The 25,628-nt window shown below is 46.1% G+C and carries 13 protein-coding genes and 2 pseudogenes; 10 read left to right on the top strand and 5 right to left on the bottom strand.

Annotation, left to right across the window (positions count from 1 at the left end; genetic code table 11):
* The 4 genes from FGT79_RS24630 to FGT79_RS24645 form a co-directional block, all read left to right on the top strand.
* Nucleotides 1–3,255: S-layer homology domain-containing protein (locus FGT79_RS24630; RefSeq protein ID WP_171056421.1), on the top strand; the 3,255-nt coding region annotated here is incomplete at its 5' end.
* A gap of 276 nt (nt 3,256–3,531) precedes the next feature.
* Nucleotides 3,532–7,572 (top strand): InlB B-repeat-containing protein, encoded by a 4,041-nt coding sequence (locus FGT79_RS24635; protein ID WP_138755500.1) that lies wholly within the window; start codon nt 3,532–3,534, stop codon nt 7,570–7,572.
* A 142-nt stretch (nt 7,573–7,714) separates the two neighbouring features.
* The gene (locus FGT79_RS24640) at nt 7,715–10,264 is read left to right on the top strand and encodes a winged helix-turn-helix domain-containing protein (protein WP_138755501.1); all 2,550 of its coding nucleotides are present in this window, start codon (nt 7,715–7,717) and stop codon (nt 10,262–10,264) included.
* Nucleotides 10,265–10,854: 590 nt separating this feature from the next.
* Nucleotides 10,855–11,061 (top strand): helix-turn-helix domain-containing protein, encoded by a 207-nt coding sequence (locus FGT79_RS24645; protein WP_138755502.1) that lies wholly within the window; start codon nt 10,855–10,857, stop codon nt 11,059–11,061.
* Nucleotides 11,062–11,272: 211 nt separating this feature from the next.
* Here FGT79_RS24645 and FGT79_RS24650 read toward each other — a convergent pair whose 3' ends face one another.
* Nucleotides 11,273–12,481: an IS110 family RNA-guided transposase gene (locus FGT79_RS24650; protein ID WP_138755503.1), complete on the bottom strand. Its 1,209-nt coding sequence runs from the start codon at nt 12,479–12,481 to the stop codon at nt 11,273–11,275.
* Between the two features lie 333 nt (nt 12,482–12,814).
* Here FGT79_RS24650 and FGT79_RS24655 point away from each other — a divergent pair, with 333 nt between their 5' ends.
* Nucleotides 12,815–13,339 (top strand): hypothetical protein, encoded by a 525-nt coding sequence (locus FGT79_RS24655; RefSeq protein WP_138755504.1) that lies wholly within the window; start codon nt 12,815–12,817, stop codon nt 13,337–13,339.
* 456 nt (nt 13,340–13,795) lie between these two features.
* Here the strand turns inward: FGT79_RS24655 and FGT79_RS24660 are convergent, their stop codons facing one another.
* A complete protein-coding gene (locus tag FGT79_RS24660) occupies nt 13,796–14,647 on the bottom strand; it encodes an aldo/keto reductase (protein ID WP_138755568.1) in 852 nt (283 codons plus the stop codon).
* Between the two features lie 167 nt (nt 14,648–14,814).
* Between FGT79_RS24660 and FGT79_RS24665 the strand changes: the two genes are divergently transcribed.
* Both FGT79_RS24665 and FGT79_RS24670 read left to right on the top strand, forming a co-directional pair.
* A complete protein-coding gene (locus FGT79_RS24665) occupies nt 14,815–15,264 on the top strand; it encodes a MerR family transcriptional regulator (RefSeq protein ID WP_138755505.1) in 450 nt (149 codons plus the stop codon).
* Between the two features lie 204 nt (nt 15,265–15,468).
* Nucleotides 15,469–15,567 (top strand): annotated as a pseudogene (locus FGT79_RS24670) (IS3 family transposase); the annotation flags it as partial.
* Nucleotides 15,568–15,699: 132 nt separating this feature from the next.
* Here FGT79_RS24670 and FGT79_RS24675 read toward each other — a convergent pair.
* Together FGT79_RS24675 and FGT79_RS24680 are read right to left on the bottom strand one after the other, a co-directional pair.
* Complete coding sequence (locus tag FGT79_RS24675; protein WP_138755506.1) at nt 15,700–19,752, bottom strand: DUF5695 domain-containing protein; 4,053 nt, start codon at nt 19,750–19,752, stop codon at nt 15,700–15,702.
* Nucleotides 19,753–20,939: 1,187 nt separating this feature from the next.
* On the bottom strand, nt 20,940–22,121 hold the full coding sequence (locus FGT79_RS24680; protein ID WP_138755507.1) for an MFS transporter: 1,182 nt from the start codon (nt 22,119–22,121) through the stop codon (nt 20,940–20,942).
* A gap of 126 nt (nt 22,122–22,247) precedes the next feature.
* On the opposite strand from FGT79_RS24680, the gene FGT79_RS24685 reads away from it, so the two are divergent.
* From FGT79_RS24685 to FGT79_RS24695, 3 genes and pseudogenes are all read left to right on the top strand, one after another.
* Entirely contained in the window at nt 22,248–22,841 is a 594-nt protein-coding gene (locus tag FGT79_RS24685) for a TetR/AcrR family transcriptional regulator (protein ID WP_138755508.1), read from the top strand.
* Nucleotides 22,842–22,883: 42 nt separating this feature from the next.
* Nucleotides 22,884–23,519 (top strand): nitroreductase family protein, encoded by a 636-nt coding sequence (locus tag FGT79_RS24690; RefSeq protein WP_138755509.1) that lies wholly within the window; start codon nt 22,884–22,886, stop codon nt 23,517–23,519.
* A 206-nt stretch (nt 23,520–23,725) separates the two neighbouring features.
* Nucleotides 23,726–24,882: pseudogene (locus FGT79_RS24695) on the top strand (transposase).
* Nucleotides 24,883–25,142: 260 nt separating this feature from the next.
* On the opposite strand, the gene FGT79_RS24700 reads toward FGT79_RS24695, so the two are convergent.
* Entirely contained in the window at nt 25,143–25,622 is a 480-nt protein-coding gene (locus FGT79_RS24700) for a transposase (protein WP_171056422.1), read from the bottom strand.
* Nucleotides 25,623–25,628: the final 6 nt, after the last annotated feature.

Here is a 25,628-nt window from a genome sequence, read left to right on the forward strand (position 1 = left end):
AACGCACCGACAGCAACGGCTGGCACGAGATATTATTACGTCGTAGTGACGAACACGAATGCGAGCGTGAACGGAACAAAGACGGCGAGTGTGGCGAGTGGAACCGCATTGGTGACGGTGAACGCGCTCGTGAACGCTGCTGCGCCGAGCATCGGGACGCAGCCGACGGATGCGTCAGTGAACGTAGGAGGAACGGCTGCCCTTAGCGTAGCGGCGAGCGTGAGCGATGGAGGTGTGCTGAGCTATCAGTGGTATAGCAACGGCAGCAATAGCACGAGCGGAGGTACGTTGGTGTCTGGAGCGACAAGCGCGAGCTATAACGCACCGACAGCAACGGCTGGCACGAGATATTATTACGTCGTAGTGACGAACACGAATGCGAGCGTGAACGGAACAAAGACGGCGAGTGTGGCGAGTGGAACCGCATTGGTGACGGTGAACGCGCTCGTGAACGCTGCTGCGCCGAGCATCGGGACGCAGCCGACGGATGCGTCAGTGAACGTAGGAGGAACGGCTGCCCTTAGCGTAGCGGCGAGCGTGAGCGATGGAGGTGTGCTGAGCTATCAGTGGTATAGCAACGGCAGCAATAGCACGAGCGGAGGTACGTTGGTGTCTGGAGCGACAAGCGCGAGCTATAACGCACCGACAGCAACGGCTGGCACGAGATATTATTACGTCGTAGTGACGAACACGAATGCGAGCGTGAACGGAACGAAGACGGCGAGTGTGACGAGTGGAACCGCATTGGTGACGGTGAACGCACTCGTAAATGCAGCTACGCCGAGCATTGGGACGCAGCCGACGGATGCGACAGTGAGCGTAGGAGGAACTGCAACGCTTAGCGTAGCGGCGAGTGTGAGTGATGGAGGTATATTGAGCTACCAGTGGTATAGCAACAGCAGTAACAGCACGAGCGGAGGCACGTTGGTCAACGGTGCGACAAGCGCTAGCTACAACGCACCGACAGCAACGGCCGGCACAAGGTATTATTACGTCGTAGTGACGAATACGAATGCGAGCGTTAATGGAACGAAGACCGCTAGCGTAACGAGCAATGTCGTATCCGTCACCACAAACGAGGTTCTTACTTACGAAATAGAAGCGATAGATCATCAGACTGCATCTGCCTTGACGCAAGGGTATGGACCCGGTACTCAGCAAACACTAGTAATCTCCGTTACAAATACCGGTACGGGACATTTAACAGGCTTATCCGTAGCGAAGGGGGGAGCAGACGCCGAAGCTTTTGAAATCTCACAGCCGGCCTCCATCTTAAACAGCGGTGCGCCGTCCACCAGCTTTACAGTCAAAGTCAAGGATGGTCTCGCAGCCGGGAGTTATACGACAACGGTTACCGTATCCGCTGCCCTTATGAGCGATCGGACCTTTACCGTTACGCAGAACATTACCCTGCCTGGCGTGCCTGCAAGCCCGACTTCGCTACAAGCTATAGCCGGGGATCGAAGCGTTGCCTTGCATTGGCAGACGGTGGAGCATGCCGATGCATATGAGATCTATGTAGCGACGGCTTCGGGCGATTTCAGTGATTCCGTCGCTACGGTGAAGGATACAAACTACGAAGTGACAGGGTTAACCAATGGAGTTACCTATTATTTTGCGGTCAAGGCTAGCAATTCGGAAGGCTCAAGTCCCTTCTCGGCAGAAGACAGTGCGAAACCTGCAACGGTGCCATTAGCTCCGACGAACGTACGAGCGAGCGCAGGCGACACGACAGCCACCGTTCGTTTTGATGTTCCGGCTGACCATGGGGGGAGCGCCATTCTTCGGTATGAGGTGATGGCAAGACCGGGCGGAATTACGGTAGTCGGAACGACAACGCAAATGGAAGTCACAGGGCTGACCAACGGGACGGATTACACGTTTACGGTTCGGGCGATCAACAGCGTTGGACCTGGTGCGATATCTGCCGAGTCTCATTCCGTAAGGCCGACGGCGAGCGTCACATCGTCACCACTGCCGACTTCTTCCCCAACGATGGAATGGGTGAAGTTTTTGGTGAATGGGCAGCAGGTAGAACAGCTTGGTCCTGTCATCGCAACAACTCTAGCGGGGCGAACGGTCATCACGGCTGAGCTGGATTCCGCTAAGCTAACGTCTAGGTTAGGGCAAGAAAAGCCGGGAGCAGTCCTGTCCATTGTCGCGGCTAATGGCTCCGACACGGTAAACATCAAGCTAAACGGCCAACTGCTTCACAACCTGAAGGAAAAAGCGACGACCTTGGTCATTCAGACGGAGAAGACGGTTTTCACGCTGCCTGCCCAATCAATTTATAGCGACGCGATCGTCGCGGATCGTTTGGGTAGCCAAATTCTGCTGCAAGACGTAAAGGTATGGCTCTCCGTCGGCCACGCTACGAGTGAAACATCCAAGCGACTGCAGGATGCAGCCGAGCGGTTAGATACGGAGATCATCTCGCCAGCTTTCACGTTTGCCATCAAGGTTGAGTATGGCGATAAGACAGAGGACGTAGTCCGGTATTCGAAGTACCCAGATAGACTGCTTGCGATTGCACCGGAGGTGGATGTGAATCGGATCACGACAGCAGTCGCTCTTGAATCGAATGGAACGATTCGTCATGTTCCGAGCAGAATCGTTATGGTCGACGGCAAACGCTATGTGAAAATCAGCGACCTGTCGAATGGCACCTATGCCGTTATTCATCATTCGCAACACTTCACCGATGTGGAGAAGCATTGGTCCAAATCAGCCGTAAACGACTTGGGGTCGCGTCTAATTCTGAGTGCTCCGGTAAATGGATTCTTCCATCCCAATCGCGACATAACTCGAGCCGAGTTTGCGGGAATTCTCGTGCGGAGCCTTGGGCTGAGAAGGGTGAAAGGGCCGATGCATTTTGTGGACGTGAAGGAGGAAGAGTGGTATAGCGGTGTTGTGCAAACGGCCTATGCTTACGGCTTAATTTCAGGATTCGGCGACGACACGTTCCGACCGCAAGATAACATAACGCGCGAACAGGCGTTTATCATGCTTGCCAAAGCCATGGTGCTGATTCATACGGATCAAAGCCAGCAGACGGTTAATCCCTCTGCTCAGCTCAACCGTTTTGTAGATTCAGATAGCCTATCGGAATGGGCGAGAAGCGGTGCGGCGATGGTAGTGGAGGCTGGTCTGGTATGGGGCCGCGGAGGAAATAAGCTATCTCCGAAAGCGTATATCACCCGTGCGGAAGTAGCTATGATCGTATTGAGGCTTTTACAGCAAACCAAACTTATTTAAATTAGGACGCTAAGCTCTGGATCTAATCCGGCTTGGCGTTTTTTATTGACTTGAACGCGGAGACCTCTAGACTCAGGGGTTTCCTTTCCTATTTATAACCAAGGGGCATCCGAATCTGTAAACATGAACCTAACTACCCGATTTAGCTCATATACCTACCCTCTAAGGTAGGTCAATTCAGCCCTGATATCTTTTATAGTAAATATTAGGGCTTGTATAGCTCAAGAGTGACCAATGGACTCTATCAGTACAACGATAAGAGGAGAGTAGAGACTAATGATTAGGCGTGGTATTTCATTGTTTACGGTTTTATTAATAGTAATGGGGTTATTTCCATCTTATTCTTCTGCAGGAAGCGGAGTCACGAGTCTAACCACATTAACTTTGTCTAGCGGCAAGGCTGTTGAGGACCTCATGGACACTTGGAAATTCTATGCGGACGTTGCGAACAACGTGAGCGAGATAACGGTTACGCCGACGGCGGCGGACGCTGATTCCAAGATTGAGGTAAACGGTGTAGAAGTAGCTAGCGGCAGTCCGTCGGGAGCAATTGCCCTAAATGTTGGAGTTAACACGATAGAGATTCTGGTGACGCCGGCACCCCCTTATTCAGCGTTAAAGAAAATCACTACTTTAACAGTAACTCGAGCGGGTGGTCCGGGTAGCAATACTATACTGAATTTTCTAGGCCTATTTCTGGAAAGCGAAATACCGGGCGATTTACCCGTCGGCTTCGGGTTCAATAAGAGCCGGCCGTTCTATGATTTGATATCTTTCATCGGCCAGAACAAGGTTCTGATCGATCCCCAACCCGAAGATAGCGGGGCGACCGTCACGGTAAACGGAATCAAAGCGACAAGAGGTGTCAAAGTACCCGTTGACTTACTAATGGGAGATAACACGATAACGGTCGTCGTGACGGCGAGCGACGGGACGACAACCCGGACCTATACGTTGCTTATTAATCGCCTCCCGGGCGCGGACACTTCACTTATCGAACTGGGGCTGAACAACGGCATACCCGTTGTCGATCCAGGCGATAACAAGAAATACTCTGTTAACTTCGCCTATGGTGTGAAGAGCACTAGAGTATATCCGGTGGCCAAAATGGATTATGCAACGATTACCGTAAACGGAAAAAGCGTGGCGAACGGCGGGTTATCCGAGGCGATTCCCTTGGAGGTCGGAAGCAATACGATTGCGGTCGTGGTGACGTCGGAGAATGGATTGGCTACGGCCAACTACACCCTGACGGTAACGCGGGGAGCCGCGCCGGCGGGCTACAAGGTAACCTTCGTCGAGAATAATGGCGGTGTCGATCCAGTCGCTGACTTGGATGAAGTTAGTCCGGGATCGACGATTGCAAGACCGGAGGTAACCCATGATGGCTATCTCTTCGCGGGGTGGTATAAGGAAGGGACTTATAATACCTTATGGGATTTCGATACGGATACGGTAAATGAGAATACGACGCTGTACGCGAAGTGGACGCCGACGTATTCGGTGGTGTTCGACTCGCAAGGAGGAAGTTTGGTTGAGAGAGCGTCCGGTCTTCTCTCCGGAGCAACCGTCCCGAAGCCATCTGATCCAACGAGAGCGGGCTATGCATTTTCGGGTTGGTATGTGGATGAAAACTTCTCGTCGGAATGGAACTTCGCGACGGATACGGAAATCTTGAATGCGGGGAGCGTGAATAGGACTCTGTATGCGAAATGGACGGCAGTTCCGGTGTCGACGTACACGGTAACGTTCGATTCGAAGGAAGGCAGTGCGGTAGCGAGCTTGACTGGCATTGCTGCGGGAGCGACGATCACGAAGCCGACCGATCCAACGAGAGCGGGCTATACGTTCTCGGGCTGGTATAAGGATGAGGGTTACGCTTCGGCGTGGAACTTCTCCACGGATACGGTAAGTGCAAATACGATTTTGTATGCGAAGTGGACGGCGATTCCGGCGGCGACGTACACAGTGACGTTTAACTCGCAAGGAGGTAGCTCGGTAGCAAGCTTGACTGGCATCGCTTCGGGAGTGACGATCACGAAGCCGACCGATCCGACGAGAGCGGGCTACACATTCTCTGGTTGGTATAAGGATGAGGGCTATGCCTCGGCGTGGAACTTCTCCACGGATACGGTAAGTGCGAATACGACGTTGTATGCGAAGTGGACGGCAGTTCCGGTGTCGACGTACACGGTAACGTTTGATTCGAAGGAAGGCAGCGCGGTAGCGAACGAGACAGGTATCCTCTCTGGCGCGACGATCGCGAAGCCGACGGACCCAACCAGAGCGGGCTACACGTTCTCGGGCTGGTATGAGGATGAGGGCTATGCCTCGGCGTGGAACTTCACGACAGATACGATAAGCGCGAATACGACGTTGTATGCGAAGTGGACGGCGATTCCGGCGTCGACGTACACGGTGACGTTCGACTCGAAGGAAGGCAGCGCGGTAGCGAGCTTAACTGGCATCGCTGCGGGAGCGACGATCACGAAGCCGATGAACCCGACGAGAGCGGGCTACACGTTCTCGGGCTGGTATAAGGATGAGGGTTATGCATCGGTCTGGAACTTCACGACGGATTCGATAAGCGCGAATGCGACGTTGTATGCGAAGTGGACGGCGATTCCAATCGTCACGTACACGGTAACGTTCGATTCGAAGGAAGGCAGCGCGGTAGCGAGCTTGACTGGCATCGCTGCGGGAGCGACGGTTACGAAGCCATCCGATCCGACGAGAGCGGGCTACACGTTCTCGGGCTGGTATAAGGATGAGGGCTACGCATCGGCGTGGAACTTCTTAACGGATACGGTTAGTGCAAATACGACGTTGTATGCGAAGTGGACGGCAGTTCCTGTATCGACGTACACGGTGACGTTCGACTCGAAGGAAGGCAGCGCGGTAGCGAGCTTGACTGGCATTGCTTCGGGAGTGACGATCACGAAGCCATCCGATCCGACGAGAGCGGGCTACACGTTCTCGGGCTGGTATAAGGATGAGGGTTATGCCTCGGCGTGGAATTTCTCCACGGATAGGGTAAGCGTGAATACGACGTTGTATGCGAAGTGGACGGCAGTTCCTGTGTCGACATACACGGTGACGTTCGACTCGAAGGAAGGCAGCGCGGTAGCGAACGAGACAGGCATCCTCTCTGGCGCGACTGTCACGAAGCCGACCGATCCGACGAGAGCGGGCTACACGTTCTCGGGCTGGTATAAGGATGAGGGTTATGCCTCGGCGTGGAACTTCACGACAGATACGATAAGCGCGAATACGACGCTGTATGCGAAGTGGACAAAAGTTCCAAGCGACAGCGTCAGTGGTGGAGGCGTAAGCGTTCCGGATAACGGCCCAGTCATCTCCAACAATGGAGAGTTGACGCTTCCTGTTGGTCGACCGGGAACGGTTAGCTTGAGTGATGACGAGATCACCATCGAGATCCCAGTTGGAGCGACGGACGCGAGTTTGCGAGTGACAGTCGAGACCTTGTTGGACACGGATGAATTGTTGAAGAATAACGAAGTGCTGGTAAGTGAAGTCTTCGAAGTGTTGAAGAATGTCCCAGGTACCTTCAAGAAAAACATTACGTTGAAGCTGGCCTTCGATCCGACGAAGCTAGGTGACGGCGAGCGTGCTTCCATCTTCTATTTTGATGAAGAGAAGAAAGAATGGGTGGAGGTTGGCGGCGTCGTAAGCGGTGGCTTCATTACCGCAGAGGTCAATCACTTCACGAAATTTGCCGTGTTAGCTGTAGGAGATAAGGCGAAGCCGGTAATCGAATTCATCGACATCACTGGTCACTGGGCGGAGGAAGCGATTCGCCAAGGAGCTAGCCAAGGGATCACGACTGGATATCCGGACGGCACGTTCAAGCCGAATTTCACGGTTACGCGAGCTCAATTCGCTGTGATGCTAATGAATGCGTTTAAGCTTGCTGGAGCAATGGAGGAATTGGCCTTCAAGGATGCATCACAAATTCCTGCATGGGCTAAGAATGCCGTGGCGAAGGCTAAACAAGCAGGCATCATCAACGGTTATGACGATGGTACCTTCCGTCCGAACGCTGAGATTACACGAGTCGAGATGGCGGCGATGATCGTTAAGGCGCTAGATCTGACAGTCGAAGCGAATGCCGTGACCAGCTTCGCGGATAACAGCGAGATTCCAGCGTGGGCGAAGGGAGCGGTTGCCGCTCTCAAGGAGACCGGTCTGATGCAAGGAAAAGGAGATAATCGGTTCGATTCCGAAGCAAAAGCAAGTCGAGCAGAAGCGGTGACGGTTCTCCTGCGAATGCTAGAGCAGCAGAAAACAAAAGAATAAACCGGATTGGCGAGAGACCCCTGTGCCCTATAGCACAGGGGTCTTGAAATTGTCACAAAATTGTCAAAGGGTGTTGTCCAATTAAATCGAATATAATCGAATATATAGGTTTTTTTAATTTAGGCATTTGGAGGCTTTGAATATGATTCGCAGTACCAAATATCTCATTCCCCCAGCGCGCGGAGCTTTGGTGACTAGGCCACAACTGACGCGCAAGCTTGAGGAAGGCATGGAGACCAAGCTGACTTTGCTATCGGCTCAAGCGGGCTACGGCAAAACGACAGCTTTGAGCGAATGGGCGAGGCAATGCCGAGCTTCGGTTGCCTGGGTCTCCCTGGATAAATACGATAACGATTGGGGCGCATTCTGGAGCTGCGTCTTAGCTTCCATACGAGAAAGACTGCCGCTGTTCGGGGAATCGATCGAATTCCTGCTTGAGCAAGAGTCTGCGGCCTCTATCGATTTCGCGGTATCAGCGTTTCTGAACGAGCTAAGTTCGATACGCGGCGATTTTGTACTCATTCTGGACGACTATCACGTCATCGAAAATACGTTCGTTAACGAGTCGATCCGATATATGCTTGAGCATCTGCCTCCGTACTTTCATCTCTATATCGCAAGCCGTACCGAACTGTCTTTTCCCACGACCAGACTTCTTGCCAAGGGCGAGATCAACGTTATTCGAATAGAAGACATGCGATTCGAGTTGGGGGAGGGAGTTGTTTTCTTCCGAGAGATGACGAACTTATCACTAACGAAAAGACAAATCTCTACGTTGTTTGAGCAGACGGAAGGTTGGGTAAGCGGACTTCAGCTTGCGGCTATTACGCTCAAACGAAGCGGCAATATCGCCGATACGATTCGCCAGTTCAGCGGCCGGCAGCGCCAAATCTCCGATTATCTATTGGAAGAAGTGTTCGGGCATCTGTCGGAATCCTCGCAGCAATTCCTACTGGCTACCTCGGTTCTGAGTCGCATGAACGGGGAGCTGTGCGCGGCGGTGACGGGAAAAGCCGACAGTCAGGTCCAGCTGGAGCGGTTGGAGCAACTAAATTTGTTCATCATTCCACTTGATGAGCAGCGCGATTGGTTCCGCTATCATCATCTGTTGTCCGAGTTCTTGCAGCAGCTGTGCGCTAGGGACTACCCGGAACTGTGGAGACTTTCCCATCATCGGGCTGCGGCCTGGCATGAGAACGAGGAGCTCTATGAAGAAGCGGTGGAGCATTATATTAGGACGGAACAGGCTGAAGATGCCGTCCGGATTATTGACCGCATCATGCCGGAACTCTTGCAATCGAAGAGTCACGTGGTTCGAAGATGGATTAACGGCTTGCCGGAGAGCAGCTTTGAACACAAGCCGATGTTCCAGTTGTACCGCATCTCGCAGTTCCTGATGAATCGGGATTGGGAGCAAGGACTGCGTAAGGCCGAGCAAGCGGAGAGACGGTTCGAAGCCATGGAGGCGTCCATCCCTGAGCCGGAATGGAAGCAACTGATGGGCAATCTCTATTACTTAAATGCACTCTTCTTCCGAATGCAGCAGAATATGCCGCGAGCCCTTCATTATTTTGAGCTGTTGGAGCATTACTTGCCAGAAGGGAGCAGCCTCCAGAAAGCTTCGACCAAACGGTATTTAGGTCACGAGGGATTCGGGGATCCGCTCTCGCTGACCGTCGATCTGCACGAGATGGAACAATTCCAGCTTAAGCTGATAACGATGTGGGGGAAGAAGCCGAACTATCCCTTTGTCGGCTACGCGTATCTATCTTATAGTTCGCTTATGCACGAGTGGAATCGATTGGACGAGGCGGAGTCGTGCATTGGACAAGCGCTCAGCCGAAAGGATCTTCGTGCCAACGTATGGACTTGGATTCATCTGGGGCTTGTGTCATCAAGACTCAAGCAGGCTCTCGGAAGAGAGGAAGAAGCAATCGACTCGCTTACCTATCTCGTTTCGAGCGTCGACTCGCCGGATCAGCCCGTTATTTGGAAAAGAATCAAGGCGGAACAAGCCAGGCTGTATCTGCTTCAAGGGCAGCGTCAGAAGGCATACGATTGGCTCGAACAGAGTGGAATGTCGCATTCGGACGAAGTTTCGGCCGGGTATTTCGAAGAGTATTTAGTCATGGTCAGGGTGATTGCGGGGAACGGACGGATCAAGGATGCGCTACAATTGTTCGAGAAGCTGGAGCGTCTTGCGGACAAGGAGAGTCGTCTGCGAGAACAGATCAGGCTGAAGATCTTGCATAGCATGGTGCTTCGGCAATCCGAGGAGCCCCAAGCAGCCCTTGCGCCGCTGGTTATTGCCTTGAGGCTCTCGGAACCATTGGGCTACATCCGCAGCTACCTTGATGAAGGCCCTCAAATGGTTGAGATGCTGGCCGAGCTTCTGAATCAGCAGCAAAAGACAGCATTGACATTGTTGCCCTCGAACTACATCCGTCTCCTTCTCGACGCGGTGAGCAGCAATCTGTCTCCTAAATCATTGTCTAACGAGGCTCTGACCGAGAAGGAAGAGAAGGTGTTTGAATTGCTTGCGGAGGGATTCATCTATAAGGAGATTGCCGATCAATTGAATGTCACTCAAGATACGGTGAAGTTTCATTTGAAGAACATTTATCGCAAGTTAAGGGTAAATAACCGGATTGAGGCAATCATGCGAGCCAAGGAGTATAGGAAACGAGTTTGAGCGATTGGTGTGTAAGCTTGAGAGCGACGAAATTTAATGAATAAGCTTCGAATAGTTTAGCGCCCAAACAAGAACGCCCTGCGGTGGATGTCCCTACAACTTTTATAAAAACAATACTCATAGAAAAGGGGCTCTAATACTTGGACGGTGTTTAGTCCCATTCAACTGATCGCATTAACCAAACAGTTGTTGCGGTTGAGCGTGCACAAGCGAAGTTTATGTTAGATTTTAATAAAATATAACCTTGTTAGGAGCTTATGTAACTAGGAATTTTGGTTTCCAACTTTTATTTAATGGTAGTTTGCGGTGGTTCCAGACTTTTATTTTTTTATGTTTATCATGTGACGTTACAAACCGCATAAAATCAACATAATTGGTTCCATAGTTTTATTTCACCTGACAGGAATTGTGTTCGGTGACATTAAAGTTGGTGCTTAGACATTAATGTTGGTACCTAGACTTTAAAGTTGGTGTCTGGACATTAATGTTGGTATTCAAGCTCTGCATGGCAAATCAAATATCATCTTGAATGGTCCCGATGATTTCAAAATCAATCGGGACCATTTTTACTTTTAAAGGGCGGATGAAAAATGGATACCATTGGTGCAAGGATAAAGCATATCAGAAAGTCATACGGACTTAATCAAGTTTCCTTTGTTCAGTCACTGGGGATTTCACAAGGAACTTTAAGTGAATTGGAGAAAAATAAATTTAACCCTTCGGTTGAAACGATCATACAACTATATGAAAAATTCGGTGTGGATCTAAATTGGCTTCTCTTAGGAGAGAAGAGGTAATGTCGAGGAGAAGAGCGAATCGATGCGAGAAATTAAGATGATCTCTGTATCCAAATGTGGTTGGGTTACCCTCCTCATTACGCTATACCAGCTAATAGCTTGTCAACATTACCAGCAAAACAACAGGAGGACTTGTGTTATATTGATTAATGAGCATACCAAATAACCCTCCAATTCGAGTTACATTGTAAGGTTGTACCATTATTGCTTTTTAAGCTGGACGGAATGATTTCTTACTTTTTAAAATGGCATACAACCAATGAACTAACTTATTTGCACACGCCACTAGAGCCACCTTGTGAGGTTTCCCTTCAGCTCTTTTGCGTTCGTAAAACTCTTTTATCCGCGTGTTGCGAGAGCGGATCAGGCCACACTGTACCGCCATTACAAGTGCGTATCTAAGATGCCTGGAACCACGTTTGGTGATTCGATTACGTGTCGTTGTAAATTTTCCTGAAGCAAAAACGCTGGGGTCTATTCCTGTAAAGGCAACCAGTTTCTTTGGATGATCAAACCTGTCGACTTCTCCAATTTTCGCTAAAATTGTTGCAGCAATTTTAGGACCAATACCGGGAATCGACTGGATTAAATCATACTCTTCAATCTTAGAAGCCAGGGTATCTATGGTCTGTTCCAACACAGAAAGATACTCTTGGTACTGAAGGATAAGACTGATCAAGATCTTAAGATTAATTAAGTGGCTCTCATACATCGTTTGCTGAAATGGGTTTTGCTTTGCAGCTTCCATCCACCGTTGAACTCGTTCATTAATCCACTTCTCTGATCGTCCACGTTTTGAAGTTAAAAGAGCATTGATTGTGATTTTAAGCGTCTCTTCACTGACTTGTAGGACAGAGGATGAAGTCGGAAACTCAAGTAAGAAGCGAAGAGACACGTTAGAATACATAGCTCCGAAAACACCTTTGTACGCCGGGAAAACCTGATCCAGAACGGCTTGGAATTGCAGCTTCGTCTGCACGCACATCTTAGAGAAGGACTCGTGTTGTCGCGTCAGATAACGCATATTAAGCAGTTGCACACCTCTTTTTTTGAATGGTTCGAATTCCTCCCTATAATAAAGTTCACCCAGAAGATAAGCGTCAGCAGCATCCGTTTTCACTTTACGCAGATTGGTTTTGCGAAGCCGATTAGAAATGAGCGGATTGATAACGATAAATAAATAGTGATGCTCCTCTAGAAATCGAACAACAGGGCTTTGATAATGCCCGGTTGCTTCCAGAATCATTGTAGGTCGATGCCCCGATTCATGTTCAATGTCATGAATAACTTGAAGCAATATCTCGAGACCATCCCGTGTATGTTCGAAATGGTATACCCCACGGTATGGTTTTCCTCGATCTAAGAAAGCTTGTCCGTGGCTTTCTTCTTTAGAAATGTCTAGTCCTATAACAGGATTCATTTTATCTCTCCTTGAAATAGATTTACCTTTAGCCCCTATGAGCCTCCTTGTCGCTCCACAGCATCGCATGTGATACGGGATCTATGTCCTAGCCAGCCTCAATCATGGTCATGACAAGTAGGGGTGAACATTATAGCGCTCGGGATCAAGTCCCACGGGCAGTTACGTTCGACCCGGCTACTCTAATCCTCGAAGCAAATGCAAAAAGGATCAACCAGAAAAGAAATGGTTGATCTCATAATACGAACGGGAAGTTTAGCGTGGAGTTATAGGGAAGTTCACTTCCTGTATATGGCACAATAAATAAAATCAAGATTTGGAGGAAAGGAATAAATGGGGACGGGTATTCACAGTTTTGTAGAACAAAAAGTGTATCGCAGCGGCATTCATGAAACAAACCGAACTGGAAAATGGATATCGATTGATAAATGGACTAAAAGCGACTGGGCAATTCTCTATCCAGAAAAAAATTATCCAATTTGGGAAGTAGATCGGAGCGATATGGTCTTTAAGGATAGAGACTATGACCTCTTTGCAATCCTAGCTAATCAACGAAATTCCGAAAACATGCCATATATCTGTGAACCACGAGGGTTGCCTGAAGACGTTACGCCAGAGATTCGATTGCAAATCAGAAATAGTGAATGTCATACGACAACGTGGTTTACGGCTGAAGAATTGCTTGCATTTAATTGGAACCAGGTGTTTCATTACGAGGATGAGACCATGAGCGGTGAGAAAATCATGGAGTTCGTCGATTATGCAGAGTGTGGTAAAACGTTTATGGAGGTCGTTAATAGTCTATATGGCAGAAAAAATCCATCAGATATAAGACTTATTATTGCCTTCGATAACTAAAGCTGATCTCCTAGTGGCAAAAGTAAGTGAAGGCATGCTAATAGGACTTTTACCGAAGATGGAAGGGTATAACCAAGTTCCTTTTATTCGAACCGTACGTTACGCTCCCTAACGGGAGGCGATAGTTAAATATAAAGGGGGTTCCACATATTATTCATGACTAATATGGGGAACCCTTTATTATATCTGACTTTTTTATATTAGCTCTTGATAAACCGAGAAAATAAAGTATTAGATTGACAACGCTCTATTCAGCGGGAAAGATAGTTATGGATTTCTCGGTGGTTCTGTATGTTAACTGAAATGGTAGGAGTATAGAATTCGTTGCACCCATAGCAGCAGTTTTACTATTCTTGGATTTTGAAATCAAGTACAGAAAAAGGACAAGGGGAACCCACCCTTTCCTTTCTTAAGATATGAGGATGAACGCGTGATGAGTTACGGTTCGATCAAGGTTTACAGCTCGACTCTCCAGTTGCCCATCATCTTGGCGACTTCTGGATCGCGGTACGATAAGAAAAGACTATTCCCCGTATCGAGAGTGGAAATTTGTTCGATATCATCCGCGCTCAACTCAAAATCGAAAATGTTGAAGTTTTCGACGATCCGCTCTTTACGCACCGATTTTGGAATAGCAACGACTCCACGTTGAACAAGCCAGCGAAGCACGACCTGGGCTACGGACTTGTTGTGTTTTTCTGCGATCAAGGCCAGCACATCGTTGCCAAACAAGTTGTTAAGTCCTTCAGCAAACGGGGCCCATGACTGGTGCTGTATTCCTTGCTCTTTCATAAAAGCGGCGCTCTCGATTTGGTGGTAGAAAGGGTGCGTTTCGACCTGGTTGACCGCGGGCACGATTTCGTTATGCACGACGAGGTCCATCAGTCGGTCGGGCAGGAAGTTGCTGACACCGATCGCTTTGATCTTGCCTTCGCGGTACAGGTCTTCCATCGCGCGCCAAGCGCCGTAGTAATCGCCGAACGGCTGGTGAATAAGATATAGATCGAGATAGTCGAGCTGTAGCTTATTCAAGGATTTGGCAAAGGCCAGCTTGGCACTCTCGTAACCGGCATCCTGAACCCAAAGCTTGGTCGTGATGAATAGCTCCTTGCGCGGTACACCGCTGCGCTTGATCGCGCGTCCAACCGCTTCCTCGTTCAGATAACCGGCTGCGGTGTCGATCAGGCGATAACCGGCCATCAGCGCTTCATATACCGCGTTTTCGCATTCTTCAGCATTCGGAACTTGGTAGACACCAAAGCCGATGATCGGCATTTTTACACCATTGTTTAATGTTACGGTTTGTATTGTAATTCCTCCTAAATATCTAATAGCAAACGGCGCGTAACCCCCTGAATCGGGAACTGCAGAGAGGGATTCCACTTACGGCTCATTTGCATTACAATAAGCTTATTACCTTCGTGTTACACGAAGTCAAGGTGTCTTCAAAAGTTTATTTTTCGAGGAGGATTCACTTGCATACGGTCAAAGAAGCCGCTCTAATAACGGGACTAACTGAGCACGCTGTACGCTTTTACACGGATAAAGGCCTGGTGCCAAGCGTACAGCGCAATCAAAATAATATTCGGATGTTCGACGAAGAATCGATCAACTGGCTACATGGCATTAAATGCCTCAAGCAATCCGGTATGCCGATTGAAGTCATAAAAATGTACGTCGATCTCTGTCTCGAAGGAGATTCGACCATTCCGCAACGCTCCGCACTCATGATGGAGCATAAAGAAGCGGCGCTCGCTAAGTTCGAAGAAGCCAAACAACACGTTGCCCATTTGGAAGAAAAAACCGCCCTATATCAAGCCATTCTGGAGCACCGCTCTCCAGACACGACCAATCCTGGGAATTGGGACAAAATTCAGCATATGCATAGTGACGTATTTTACTCGCCCACTGTTCGGAAGGTGTGAGAGATCTACGTGAGACCCAAACGCTCTGAAGAAAATACTCGGTTTTAAACTCCTAATTGGCTTGGCAATGAACAAGATTCACATCAGTCATAAACTAACGTAAGAACGATAGTTGAATGATAACAACTCCAGTCTAATACTTTATTTTCTTCGTACAGTCAGAAGTTAATTGTAGTAATGTAGTAAAATAAAGAATCACTCCAAAAGGACGTTGATCACTATATTCATTTTTACAATTACGAGCGACTACAAGCAAAACTAAACGGCCTCAGTCCTATGGAATTCAGGACAAAGGCCGCTTAACTAACTTTACTATTTCTACTGTCTACTTGACGAGGTGCAGTTCTTCATCAAACACTATACAACGTTTTTTCCACGCCACTTGTATCATCTGTTGCAGTGAGATGCATAATTACTGGATGGACGTACCAACCGTTACCCCTTGATAACTTCCCATTCCCATAAGCCAACACCAGTACTATCATTTACTGGTTTTGTAATTGTAACACGCAGTGCTTTAACTTCTAAAGCCGGGTTAATATTAAAGATATTTGAGGAACCCACTGGCGTATTTAAGGCTACGATGCCTGTGTTAATGGTCCCTGCAGTTACCCATGCATTCGTACTGCTATTCTTCGGAATGTATGAATATTCTATCATTGTAGGCGTTTTTATACCTTGTCCATCATTCCACAACATCAGATTTGAACTTCCGATTGTTGCTCCCTGTGGCCAATTATATTGCACATATTCCGAAGCGCTTGCATTACCCCAACTACCCCAATGCGGGTTGGTTGTAGCCGTTTTTAACCCGTCTTTCACCGCAGGTAGACTCTCCCAAGTTGAAGTGTAGCTGGCTGAGACACTCGCTGCAAACGCCATATTATTATTGAGCGGAGTGAGCAATCGCAAATCTGTAAGCAGCTGATCATTTGCTAGAGTAACTTCAGCTTGTGTAGCAGATGCGTTTGCTATCACAGCGGCAGCGCCCGTTTTCGCAGCAGCAATCGGTGTAAGCCCTTGACCGGTAAAGTTCGCAGCTACTAATGAATTTGCAAAGTTATAGTTGTTTGTCAGTTCCGTCTTGTCTACGTTACCAGTACCACTACCAGCCAACACAAAGGTCAGTAAGCTAGAGGTGCTCAATGCACCATCATTAGCGGTAAGCCTAGCCGTATAGGAGCCTGCTATTGTACCTACAGCTTTTGTGACTGCTGCTTTATTATTGGTAAAGCTTAGTTGGCCACCTGACGGAGTGCTGACAACTTCCCATAGGTAAGTCGTTGCGCCATTCGGTGCGCCGTCGTCGGTCACAATTCCGTTCAACAAAATCGGAAGATTTACCGGCGGGCTTAGTGTCACCACTTCTGTAGTAACCTGTGGAGCTAGATTTGATCCAGTAAGTGACTTTTCAATGATCACTTCAGCAGTAGTTAGCGCACTGCTCATTTGGAACATAGCAACACCTTTGTTATTCTGAACATAGAACTGTCCGGCATTTGCACCATTCAGCTTGATTGTATAATAGCCATTCTCTACTCCTGGCCCATCGAGAGTAATCCTTGATGCGTGCGTTTTTTGAGAAAGATTCGAGATTTGAAGGGTAATTGCCTTACCATCTTTTTGAATCAACGCACTTTGAATTTTATCGCTTTCCGAAGCTAGGTAAATTTTCTCTTTGATTAGGTTGATACGTTTACCAAAACCGTCTTTTGGTATGATATTGTATTTGTTGTTTACGTCAGTGACCGTAGCTCCATACCCGAAAAGCCCAAATACCGGATCGGTGACAATATCAGAACTGATACGTAATAGCGAGCCATAGAGTCCTTCCTCTGATTCTCCAGAAAAGTCCTGCCAGCCGTTGTTCATAACGCGTGTACCACCATCGTATACGTCTTTGGTACCTGTTCCGCCCTTATGAGCATTAAATCTCCAAGCGATACTTCCTACAGACTGGGCTGATATCTGCCCCATATTAACGGAGTTGAAGTTTGAAATCTTCGCAGCATAGTTGCGCTGCTGTGCGACAGCCGTTTGATCTGAAGTCCTGCCATCAGCCTGATAGCGAAGCATATCATCCATAATGGATCCCGCCAAAGAAGCGGTATATTGGAAATTCCACCAGCTTTCTCCAGCCCGGAATGCCGGTACGGAATAGAAGTACCAAGTAGGCTGAATACCACGCATTGCACGAGTTTTCAAGTCATCTGCTTTCATGCTTTCCAAGGCTTTGGCTACCTTCGAGTCTTGTGGGTAGTAAGTGCGCAATGCCTTTGCGGCTGCATAGGCTCCTTCTTCACCAGTATTGTCATATTCGAATTCTGACCCATAAGGATAAGCAGCGTTTAATATGCTCGTTGCTTTATTTTGAGCAAACTTCGTTTTTAGATTATTATACTGAGTTAGCATTCCTTCTTCTTTAAGTGCCTCAATTAAATCTGGAATTTGTTGTTCACCGTAGAATCCGGTTGCTCCGGTGCCGACACGGTTATAGTAAATGCCATAAGCCTTTTCCAGATAGAATTGCGGAGATTCGCGATACTGTATCATATTTGGATATGCCTTTTGAATCCGATACATATTGAAGAATCCAGTCGCTTCCATCGCTTCAGAAAATGTCCGTACATAAGGCGCACTTGAAGTTGAGTAAATACCTGAAGCGTTGAGATAGTTCGCAACCGTAAAAGTTGATTGCGTATATTTCATATAATTTTTCCACATAAAATCGATCAGGTAGTTTTCAATTGATTGGATTTCACTAGCATTTGGGTCGAGATAATTTTTCATAGCCATGAAGTTGATGTTATCGTGACTCCAGTCATCTCCCCAATGGCTGTTCGCCGTATCAAGACCAGTTGCAAGGTACCAGTCACGGTAGATACCGAAGGTAGGGCTAGTTGTGACCTTATCCTGAGTATTATTCACCATAAATTGGCTATGGGCTTGCGATGTTTGGTCAAGCTCAGCTAGAATATTGAATTCAAGTTGGGTAAATTTATTCACCCCTACAGGATCAGATTTTAGCTTATAATTCACACGAACGCTGTTATTGCCGATGTTGTCAAAAGTGAGTGCATAGATATGATGCTGTTCACCGTCTATTATTTTGGTTTCCACAAACGTTGCGGATTTTGTATACCCCGGGTTCCCGGAAGGTAAACCACGTCCGGTACGAGTATTGTTGACCATAGCGGCTCGGTTCGTACCTTTAATAACTGGGATATGTGCTGCATCATATGGATCATTCTGGAGGATATTCTGAATCTCTATCGACTGAAAATCTATTTTGGTGTTGTCGAAATGCAGATCCAGCTTGACAGGCATATTGATCGCAGACTGGAAGCCAGGCAACGCCACTGCGTCAATCATCCCTGATTTGTATAGAATGGAACGAAGGTTTTTCTCACGGTCTTCCATAGAAGTAGAAGCATTATTTGCACTTGCGGCATTTACTTGCGGTGTGTTGTCGCCTGCGCGTACCGCAGAAAACTTAAACTTATATGTTTTTTCCGCTTGAGGCGCCAAAACTAAGCTAGTGGAATCAGTAAAATATCCACGACCTGTTTTCGATATATCCTTGGAGTGAAGATATAGAACACTCAGTCCCGGGAACCAGCCGCCGCTGTCACCGACCCAGTTTGAGTACAAAGATCCAGCACGAACTTCACTCGCGTCACCCAACCAATAATCAACATATTCGATGCGTGCGCCGCTTTCCGGCACTGGGGAGAACATCATGAAATTCCCTTCGCCGCTCGTGCGGATGGCATAGGAATACCCACTATCAGCACCGGCAAAATTATGCACAGTAACTCGGTTGTCATAGGTATCTGATGTACTTAAATATTTGTTATTCCATGGCATCGGCAAACCGATATCACCGAATTCAATATATTTGGTGCTTTTGTTTTTCAAGGTGATTTCCCACTGCAATGAACCGTCAGTGGTATCCATATTAAATACAGACTTCACGTCAAAACCTTTCATCACGCGAGCAGCTGTAGAAGTAAGGGCCTGTCCGATAAAATTGACTTCTACTTTCTTGCCGTCTGAAGAAGCCACCTTCGTAAAATATTGGTTACTAGCATTAATGGTAGTATATTTAGTCGATCCACCAGCCGCCAGTGTTTTATTTGTATCAACTTCTACAAAGCCAACCCTGTCGTTAGGGAATACTGCTGTGTCACCGGTACGGTAAGAAAAAAGCATTTCGCCCATCCATTGGTGCTGGACGTCGTTCTGTGGTGATGTAGAGTTTGGCAAAACAAAATTGACAACAGCATTTTTTTTGTTTAGTGGGTTATTCTTGATATTTAGTACTTCAATCTGCCCTAAATCCCCGATTGTAGCAGAAAGACTATCATTGGCGATAGCATTCGCTGCAGCGGATACCGAAGGCGTCTCGTTAATCCCAACCGGCAGTAATCCGGTAAACAGTGCAAATCCAGTAACTAATGATATCAATCTTTTGTTAACCGCTTTCATAATATCCTCCTGTTCACATTTCAAAATTAGATTTTTGAAGATTCAATCCACTGCTTGTCCTATTACTGAACTAACTGATTACTCCAGTAATAGTAATTCCCTTACGGAATACTTTTTTGAGTTTGGTAGAAGATGACATTGACCCTCTGTAACGTTCCTATATCTAGTAATTGGCCTTTCGCAGAAAGCGCTTTCTAGTTTTCAGTGATTAATCCTTTCAATTAATCGCTAGAAACTTTTCTTCAATGATACATTCCGTAGCAAAATACTAGCTTGACACCGTCCGGGTAGATGTCCCCTCCCTTCAAAATAGCTATAGTTGATACGTCTAGTCATTTCATTCAAACACTTAAAACCTATAAGCTCTCCAGAAAAATTCAGCATCAATGTAGTGAATTTACTCAATAACAGCTGCTTTTTGAGCTGCTGCATAACTTCACTGCTTCACCATGACACTATAAAAGAAAGAACTTTATACAAGTGTACTAGATTCACATGTGAAAGGAATCCAATTTCTCACCCTGTTTTTTTGAATTTACAACTTTTATAAATTACCTCAGAATTTAAATGATTGATTCATATACATCCATGAGTGCGGTGTTGTCAAGTGGGGAGTTACTCGGGCGGTAAGGAATAATATCATGCCACAAGTGAAATGGGTGAGGAGCTAACAATAGTTGAATGCATTTTAGGTGGAGAGAACTAGGGTTAACTGCTGCATCGCCTTCAGGATTCAGTTTGCCAACGAACCAAATCCCTTATTTTCCTCGATTTTATCTGCACTTCCCTATGTTTTCTTGCTTTCATATCAAACTTTTAGCTATTAAACGTGATAAAAAATGGGAGTTGAAGAGTGGCGGGAAGCCTTCTAGGAGTAAGAGAGGAGGGAAGTGATACTTTATTTCATTCATTCTGGCTTCAATTGCAAATACAGTCTCAATAGTTGGATGCGATCACCAGTTTTGATTTTCTCGAACACCTGATTTTATGGGCTTTTGTCATTTAGGTTGAATTAAAACATCAGGCATCCAATAGTTCCCAATACAGATGACTAAATCATGTTGGAAATGAAAATAGACGATCCCTATCATCCAGACTCGTCTATTTTCTACAGTTGAATAGGCTTGTGGGGACTTATAATCAGATTTTCCGAAATATATGCTTTCTATGATCTCCGATTAGGGAGTCTAGCTTGGCAGCTCAGCCTTTTTAATTGGTAGTAAACGACTTGTTGCGAATACTACTATTACAATCATAAGAGCTGTTATCCCGATTAAAAGTTGGATATTGCCTATAGGGAACAAGAAGCTTCCGATTAGTGGAGCAGCGGCCATGCCGAGATAACGAACAAAGTTATAGACACCCATTGCGGTAGCACGCTCTTCAACAAACTCTGAGGACAAGAGGGTTGGCATCACAGGTGTTGCAAGTCCCGTAACGAATCCAGTAAGCATCAGAGAGATAAGCAAACTAATTAGAGAGTAATCTGCAGCAAAAATGAAAATGACAAGACTCACGATGGTCATAATGCCGACCCATAAGAGTGTTCGAACTGACCCTATTCGATTTTGTAAACTTCCACTCATTTTACTTCCAACAAGATTGAATATCATGAGGGCAAGGGAGAAAAGACCAATGCTTGCAGCGCCTAAAGCATATTTAGTTTGTAATATTGTGGGTATAAATACTATTAATGTGTAAAATACATCATACATGATGAAACCGCTCAAAAGAATGACAACACCGGTTTTGTTTCCTATAATTTTTCCAAATGCTTTTAAACCAAGTCTTGTTACTGCGGGTTTTGTTTTGACTGGTTTAGTCTCAGGTAATATAAATATGGCTGCTATTAGGATTAGTAGAGCACTAACTGCTGCAAAACCAAAAGTACCCGTATAACCCCATATACTACCAATAATACCGCCAATGAGCGGACCAATAGCTGGTGAAATTCCAAGAATCATTTGATAGGTAGCCATACTTTTGGCACGCTCTTTACCCTCAAAAACATCTCCGATCATTGTAGCAGCTACTAACGGAACAACTGATGCACCTATTCCTTGGATTACTCGAAAAATGAGCAGCATTTCTATTGAGCTTGAAAACATGCATCCTATAGTAGCTATTACATAAACCATTATACCTGGAACTAAGATTTTCTTACGACCGTTACGATCAACGATGGGGCCAAGTATAATTTGCATGGTTGCCATCGCAATAGTGAATAAAGTAACCGTTAGATTTACTAAATGTAGTGAGGTATTTAGATCTTGTTGCAGATCAGGTAGCAAAGGAATATACAGACTTTGAGCAAGTGATACAATAGCGGCAGAAGTCCCCAAGATTAAGAGCAATCGTCGTGTGTTCATAAAATCCCTCCAGCTGATATTGACTGACTGTCAGTCATAATGTATATTGAGCTTATAACATTGACTGACAGTTAGTCAAGTTGTACATTTATACTAATATAAAGGAGTGACAAAGGAGATCTGACAATGACACGAATAAGCAAGAATCCTGAGGAACGAAAAAATGAAATACTGTCTGTGGCTATGGAACTATTTAACTCGAAGGGATATGAAGAAACTTCCGTTAGTGAGATTGTAAGAAAAGTTGGTGTTTCGCAGGGAACTTTCTACAATTATTTTCAATCCAAAGAAGATGTACTTAATGCTGCTTGTGAACGAACATTAGCATCACGTTTGGAAGCGATAAATCATTTAATTGAAAATTGTGAGATTAACGCGAGAGAAAAACTGATTCGTATTTTTATGGACGCAACCCCTAACGAAGAGGATGAAGATGTATTTGAATATCTTCATAAGGAAAGTAACAGTACATTGCATCAAAGATGGATTATTATCGAAATTAATGCATTGCTTCCTTATATCAAAAAAATTGTGCAGCAGGGGGCGGAAAAGGGGGAGTTTCTTGCTCAACAACCCGAGCTTAAAGCGGAGTTCCTTTTGGTCGGTGTTGCATTTTGGCTTGATCGAGGTGTGTTTACCTGGAGTGAACAACAATATATGGAGAGAAAAAATGCTTTGAACGAAATCATTGATCAGCTACTTGCTATTAATAGGCAATGATTAGCATCGCTGAATCAGACTATGGGAAGAAGGAATGGAAAAATGAATAATTCAATAACAAACAATTTTAGTGAGGTCTTACATGGCCGTCGTACGATAAAGAAATACGATCCGAATTTTAAAATTAGCAGGGAAGAAATCATTGAAATGCTCGAAGATGCTACTTCGGCGCCATCCGCATTCAATTTACAGCCTTGGCGTTTTGTTATTATTGAGAGTGACAAAGGTAAGGAAGACTTGCTTGAAATTGCGCCATTCAATTTTTCGCAAATTAATACTTCGTCAGCTGTAATCGCCGTTTTTGGTGATCTGAAGTTTGTTGACCGTGCAGAAGAAATTTACAAAGAAACCGCTGATCTTGGCTATATCCCGCACGAAATTAAAGATAAGATTCTTGCTATGGTAGTACCCATGTATAATCAATTTTCGATGGATGAGAAAAAAGAGTCTGTGATACTGGATGGGGGACTTGTCTCTATGCAGTTTATGCTTACGGCACACGCTCACGGTTATGCGACAAATCCAATGTCAGGCTTCAACAAAGAAAAGATTGCAGCAGTGTTGGGATTAGATCCGGAGCAATATGTTCCGATACTGATCATTTCAATTGGCAAGGCAGCTTCTGAAGCGCGTCCCCCTGTTCGTCTTCCGATCAGTCAAATTACAGAGTGGAAATAACGGAATTATTAATACGAAAAGATGCCCTATTAGCAATGTTTTAATGGCTAGTGGCTATTTCGTATTAATTATTAAGTGAATCAATTTCATAAATACAAAGCCTTGCTACGACTAGCTTCTTAGGACATAGAAAAGGAGTACCTCCCCAAATCTCGAATAGGTAAAGTTACCACACCATACCAATAGAGAAAAAAGGAGAACTCCCTATGCCGTATATACGACATGAGAGCTTATTTACCCTGCAAGAGCTTTATAAAATGGAACAAAAAGATCGTTTCCGTGAGATTTTTGCGACCATCGATATTACGCCTATTTTGCGCTTGGTCAGGAAAACATCCCTTTATGGCGCCCCGGTTGAAATGAATGACAGGGCGATGGTCTATTCCTTAATCGTTACAATCGTTGAACGTATTCCTACGATTAAAGATTTAATATAGCAACTTCAAATTGACATCTTATTCCGCCTGGATTGTGGATTTATGCTTTCAGAAGCCATTCCATCTGCCTCTTCCTATTCCAAGTTGGTACGAAAGTTGAGTCAAAGCCATGCGCTAGAAGACATGCAAGAACAGCTGTTAAAGCAAGCCATGGCTGAATCATTCATTACGGATGATACCATTGCTATAGATGCAACCCACATTGAAGCTCGAGATCAAGCACCTGCAAAACAAGAAAAGAAAAAAACTGAATTGAAAAAGCATGGCCGGAAATCAAAAGTCGAACGTGAGGCTTGGCTCGAACAAAAAGACGAAGAAGAGAAACAAAAGCCAATCTTCAAGAAAGAAATCGCGGCACAGCTCAGTGAGACGTTTCATGTTTTAAGAGATGAAATGCCTCTTGACCCGCAGTGGGAAATTAAGAAAAATAGTGATGGAAAAATGTCTTCTGGTATGGCTATAAAGGCCACCTTGCCGTTATCGCTTATAACCGTCGGCGGGAACCTGAACTTCACGGGTTTGACGAACACTTCGCTGCTACCTGAGTGAGAGAGCATTCTTATCGTTACGACAGCTACGACTCGACCTATGAAACGCTCAAAAACATTCGACCCAAAGAATGTGAGAGCTGTCCACTGGCGAAAGATTCTCTTTGTCAGAAGGTTTACAAGATGAAGATCACAAATGATTTTAGAAAGTATACCGCTCCCGCTCGAGGCTCAAAACGGTGGAAAGAAATCGCTAAGAAACGATCTGCAGTCGAGAGAGTTAATGCGTACCTAAAAGAATTCTTCCAGTTGAACAATGTGAGACATCGAACAGGTCAAAAAGCAAAAGCACATTTTAACCTGGTAACGCTTGTTTACAATTGTACAAAGTTAGCATGTGATCGTCTAAGTCGCCAATTACAAGAACTAACAGCCTAATTTTCAAAAGCGAAAATGCTCAAATTCGGTTAGTCTGCGATTCTGTAACTAAGCATTATGAAATGGATTCAATTATGCGATGTATGTGCAACATCCATTCGACCGGTAAGCCATCCCAAAGCAGCAACTGAGTAAATCGAACAAAAGAAAGCTCCGCATGATGGGGCAACATGTCCTTCGCGCCATCAAACAGCCATTTGAGCAACACAAAGACGAGCAATGCGGAGAAGAGTTGACCATATACGGAATTTTCTGTCGTATCAAATAATGTCGGGATGTTTAAATGTTGCTTGTTCCGCCGTTATTCCTATTAAATCTGTAACGACACGAATTTCTCTACCCTCAAAATCACAAAAGATGACCACACGGTGACGCATCTCAGAACGACACTGAGATGTGCCAAGTTGACAGGTGATATCCCGAATTACAGAAGAATCATTGAAAACTTGACGTCGCAAGGCTCGTGGTGTTTCAAGATGAACATTGTCACGAAGTCGAACGACGAAGGATTGTCCCTCTTTTTTATAACGATCTAAACGCTCCAATTTACCGTAAGCGCGATCCATAACCATAATAAAATCGATGCTTTCTAACGATTCACTTGTCGGTCTATCATGTTTGGAGCCAATCGTTTCCGTAACTTTAAGTGGCTGCATGTTTCGGTCCTGCAAAGCTACATGTAGCTTCACAGCAGAACGTTCTCCGTGGTATGGAGCCCAAGGTAACCGTGTTTTTCCCACAGTTAT

The organism is Paenibacillus sinopodophylli (assembly GCF_005930355.1).
GTDB classification, from domain to species: Bacteria; Bacillota; Bacilli; order Paenibacillales; family Paenibacillaceae; genus Pristimantibacillus; species Pristimantibacillus sinopodophylli.

Bases quoted from the DNA above. Each gene is read 5' to 3' on its own strand.
- FGT79_RS24635 (WP_138755500.1), top strand. From the start codon at position 3,532: ATGATTAGGCGTGGTATTTCATTGTTTACGGTTTTATTAATAGTAATG.
- FGT79_RS24640 (WP_138755501.1), top strand. From the start codon at position 7,715: ATGATTCGCAGTACCAAATATCTCATTCCCCCAGCGCGCGGAGCTTTG.
- FGT79_RS24645 (WP_138755502.1), top strand. From the start codon at position 10,855: ATGGATACCATTGGTGCAAGGATAAAGCATATCAGAAAGTCATACGGA.
- FGT79_RS24650 (WP_138755503.1), bottom strand. From the start codon at position 12,481: ATGAATCCTGTTATAGGACTAGACATTTCTAAAGAAGAAAGCCACGGA.
- FGT79_RS24655 (WP_138755504.1), top strand. From the start codon at position 12,815: ATGGGGACGGGTATTCACAGTTTTGTAGAACAAAAAGTGTATCGCAGC.
- FGT79_RS24675 (WP_138755506.1), bottom strand. From the start codon at position 19,752: ATGAAAGCGGTTAACAAAAGATTGATATCATTAGTTACTGGATTTGCA.
- FGT79_RS24680 (WP_138755507.1), bottom strand. From the start codon at position 22,121: ATGAACACACGACGATTGCTCTTAATCTTGGGGACTTCTGCCGCTATT.
- FGT79_RS24685 (WP_138755508.1), top strand. From the start codon at position 22,248: ATGACACGAATAAGCAAGAATCCTGAGGAACGAAAAAATGAAATACTG.
- FGT79_RS24690 (WP_138755509.1), top strand. From the start codon at position 22,884: ATGAATAATTCAATAACAAACAATTTTAGTGAGGTCTTACATGGCCGT.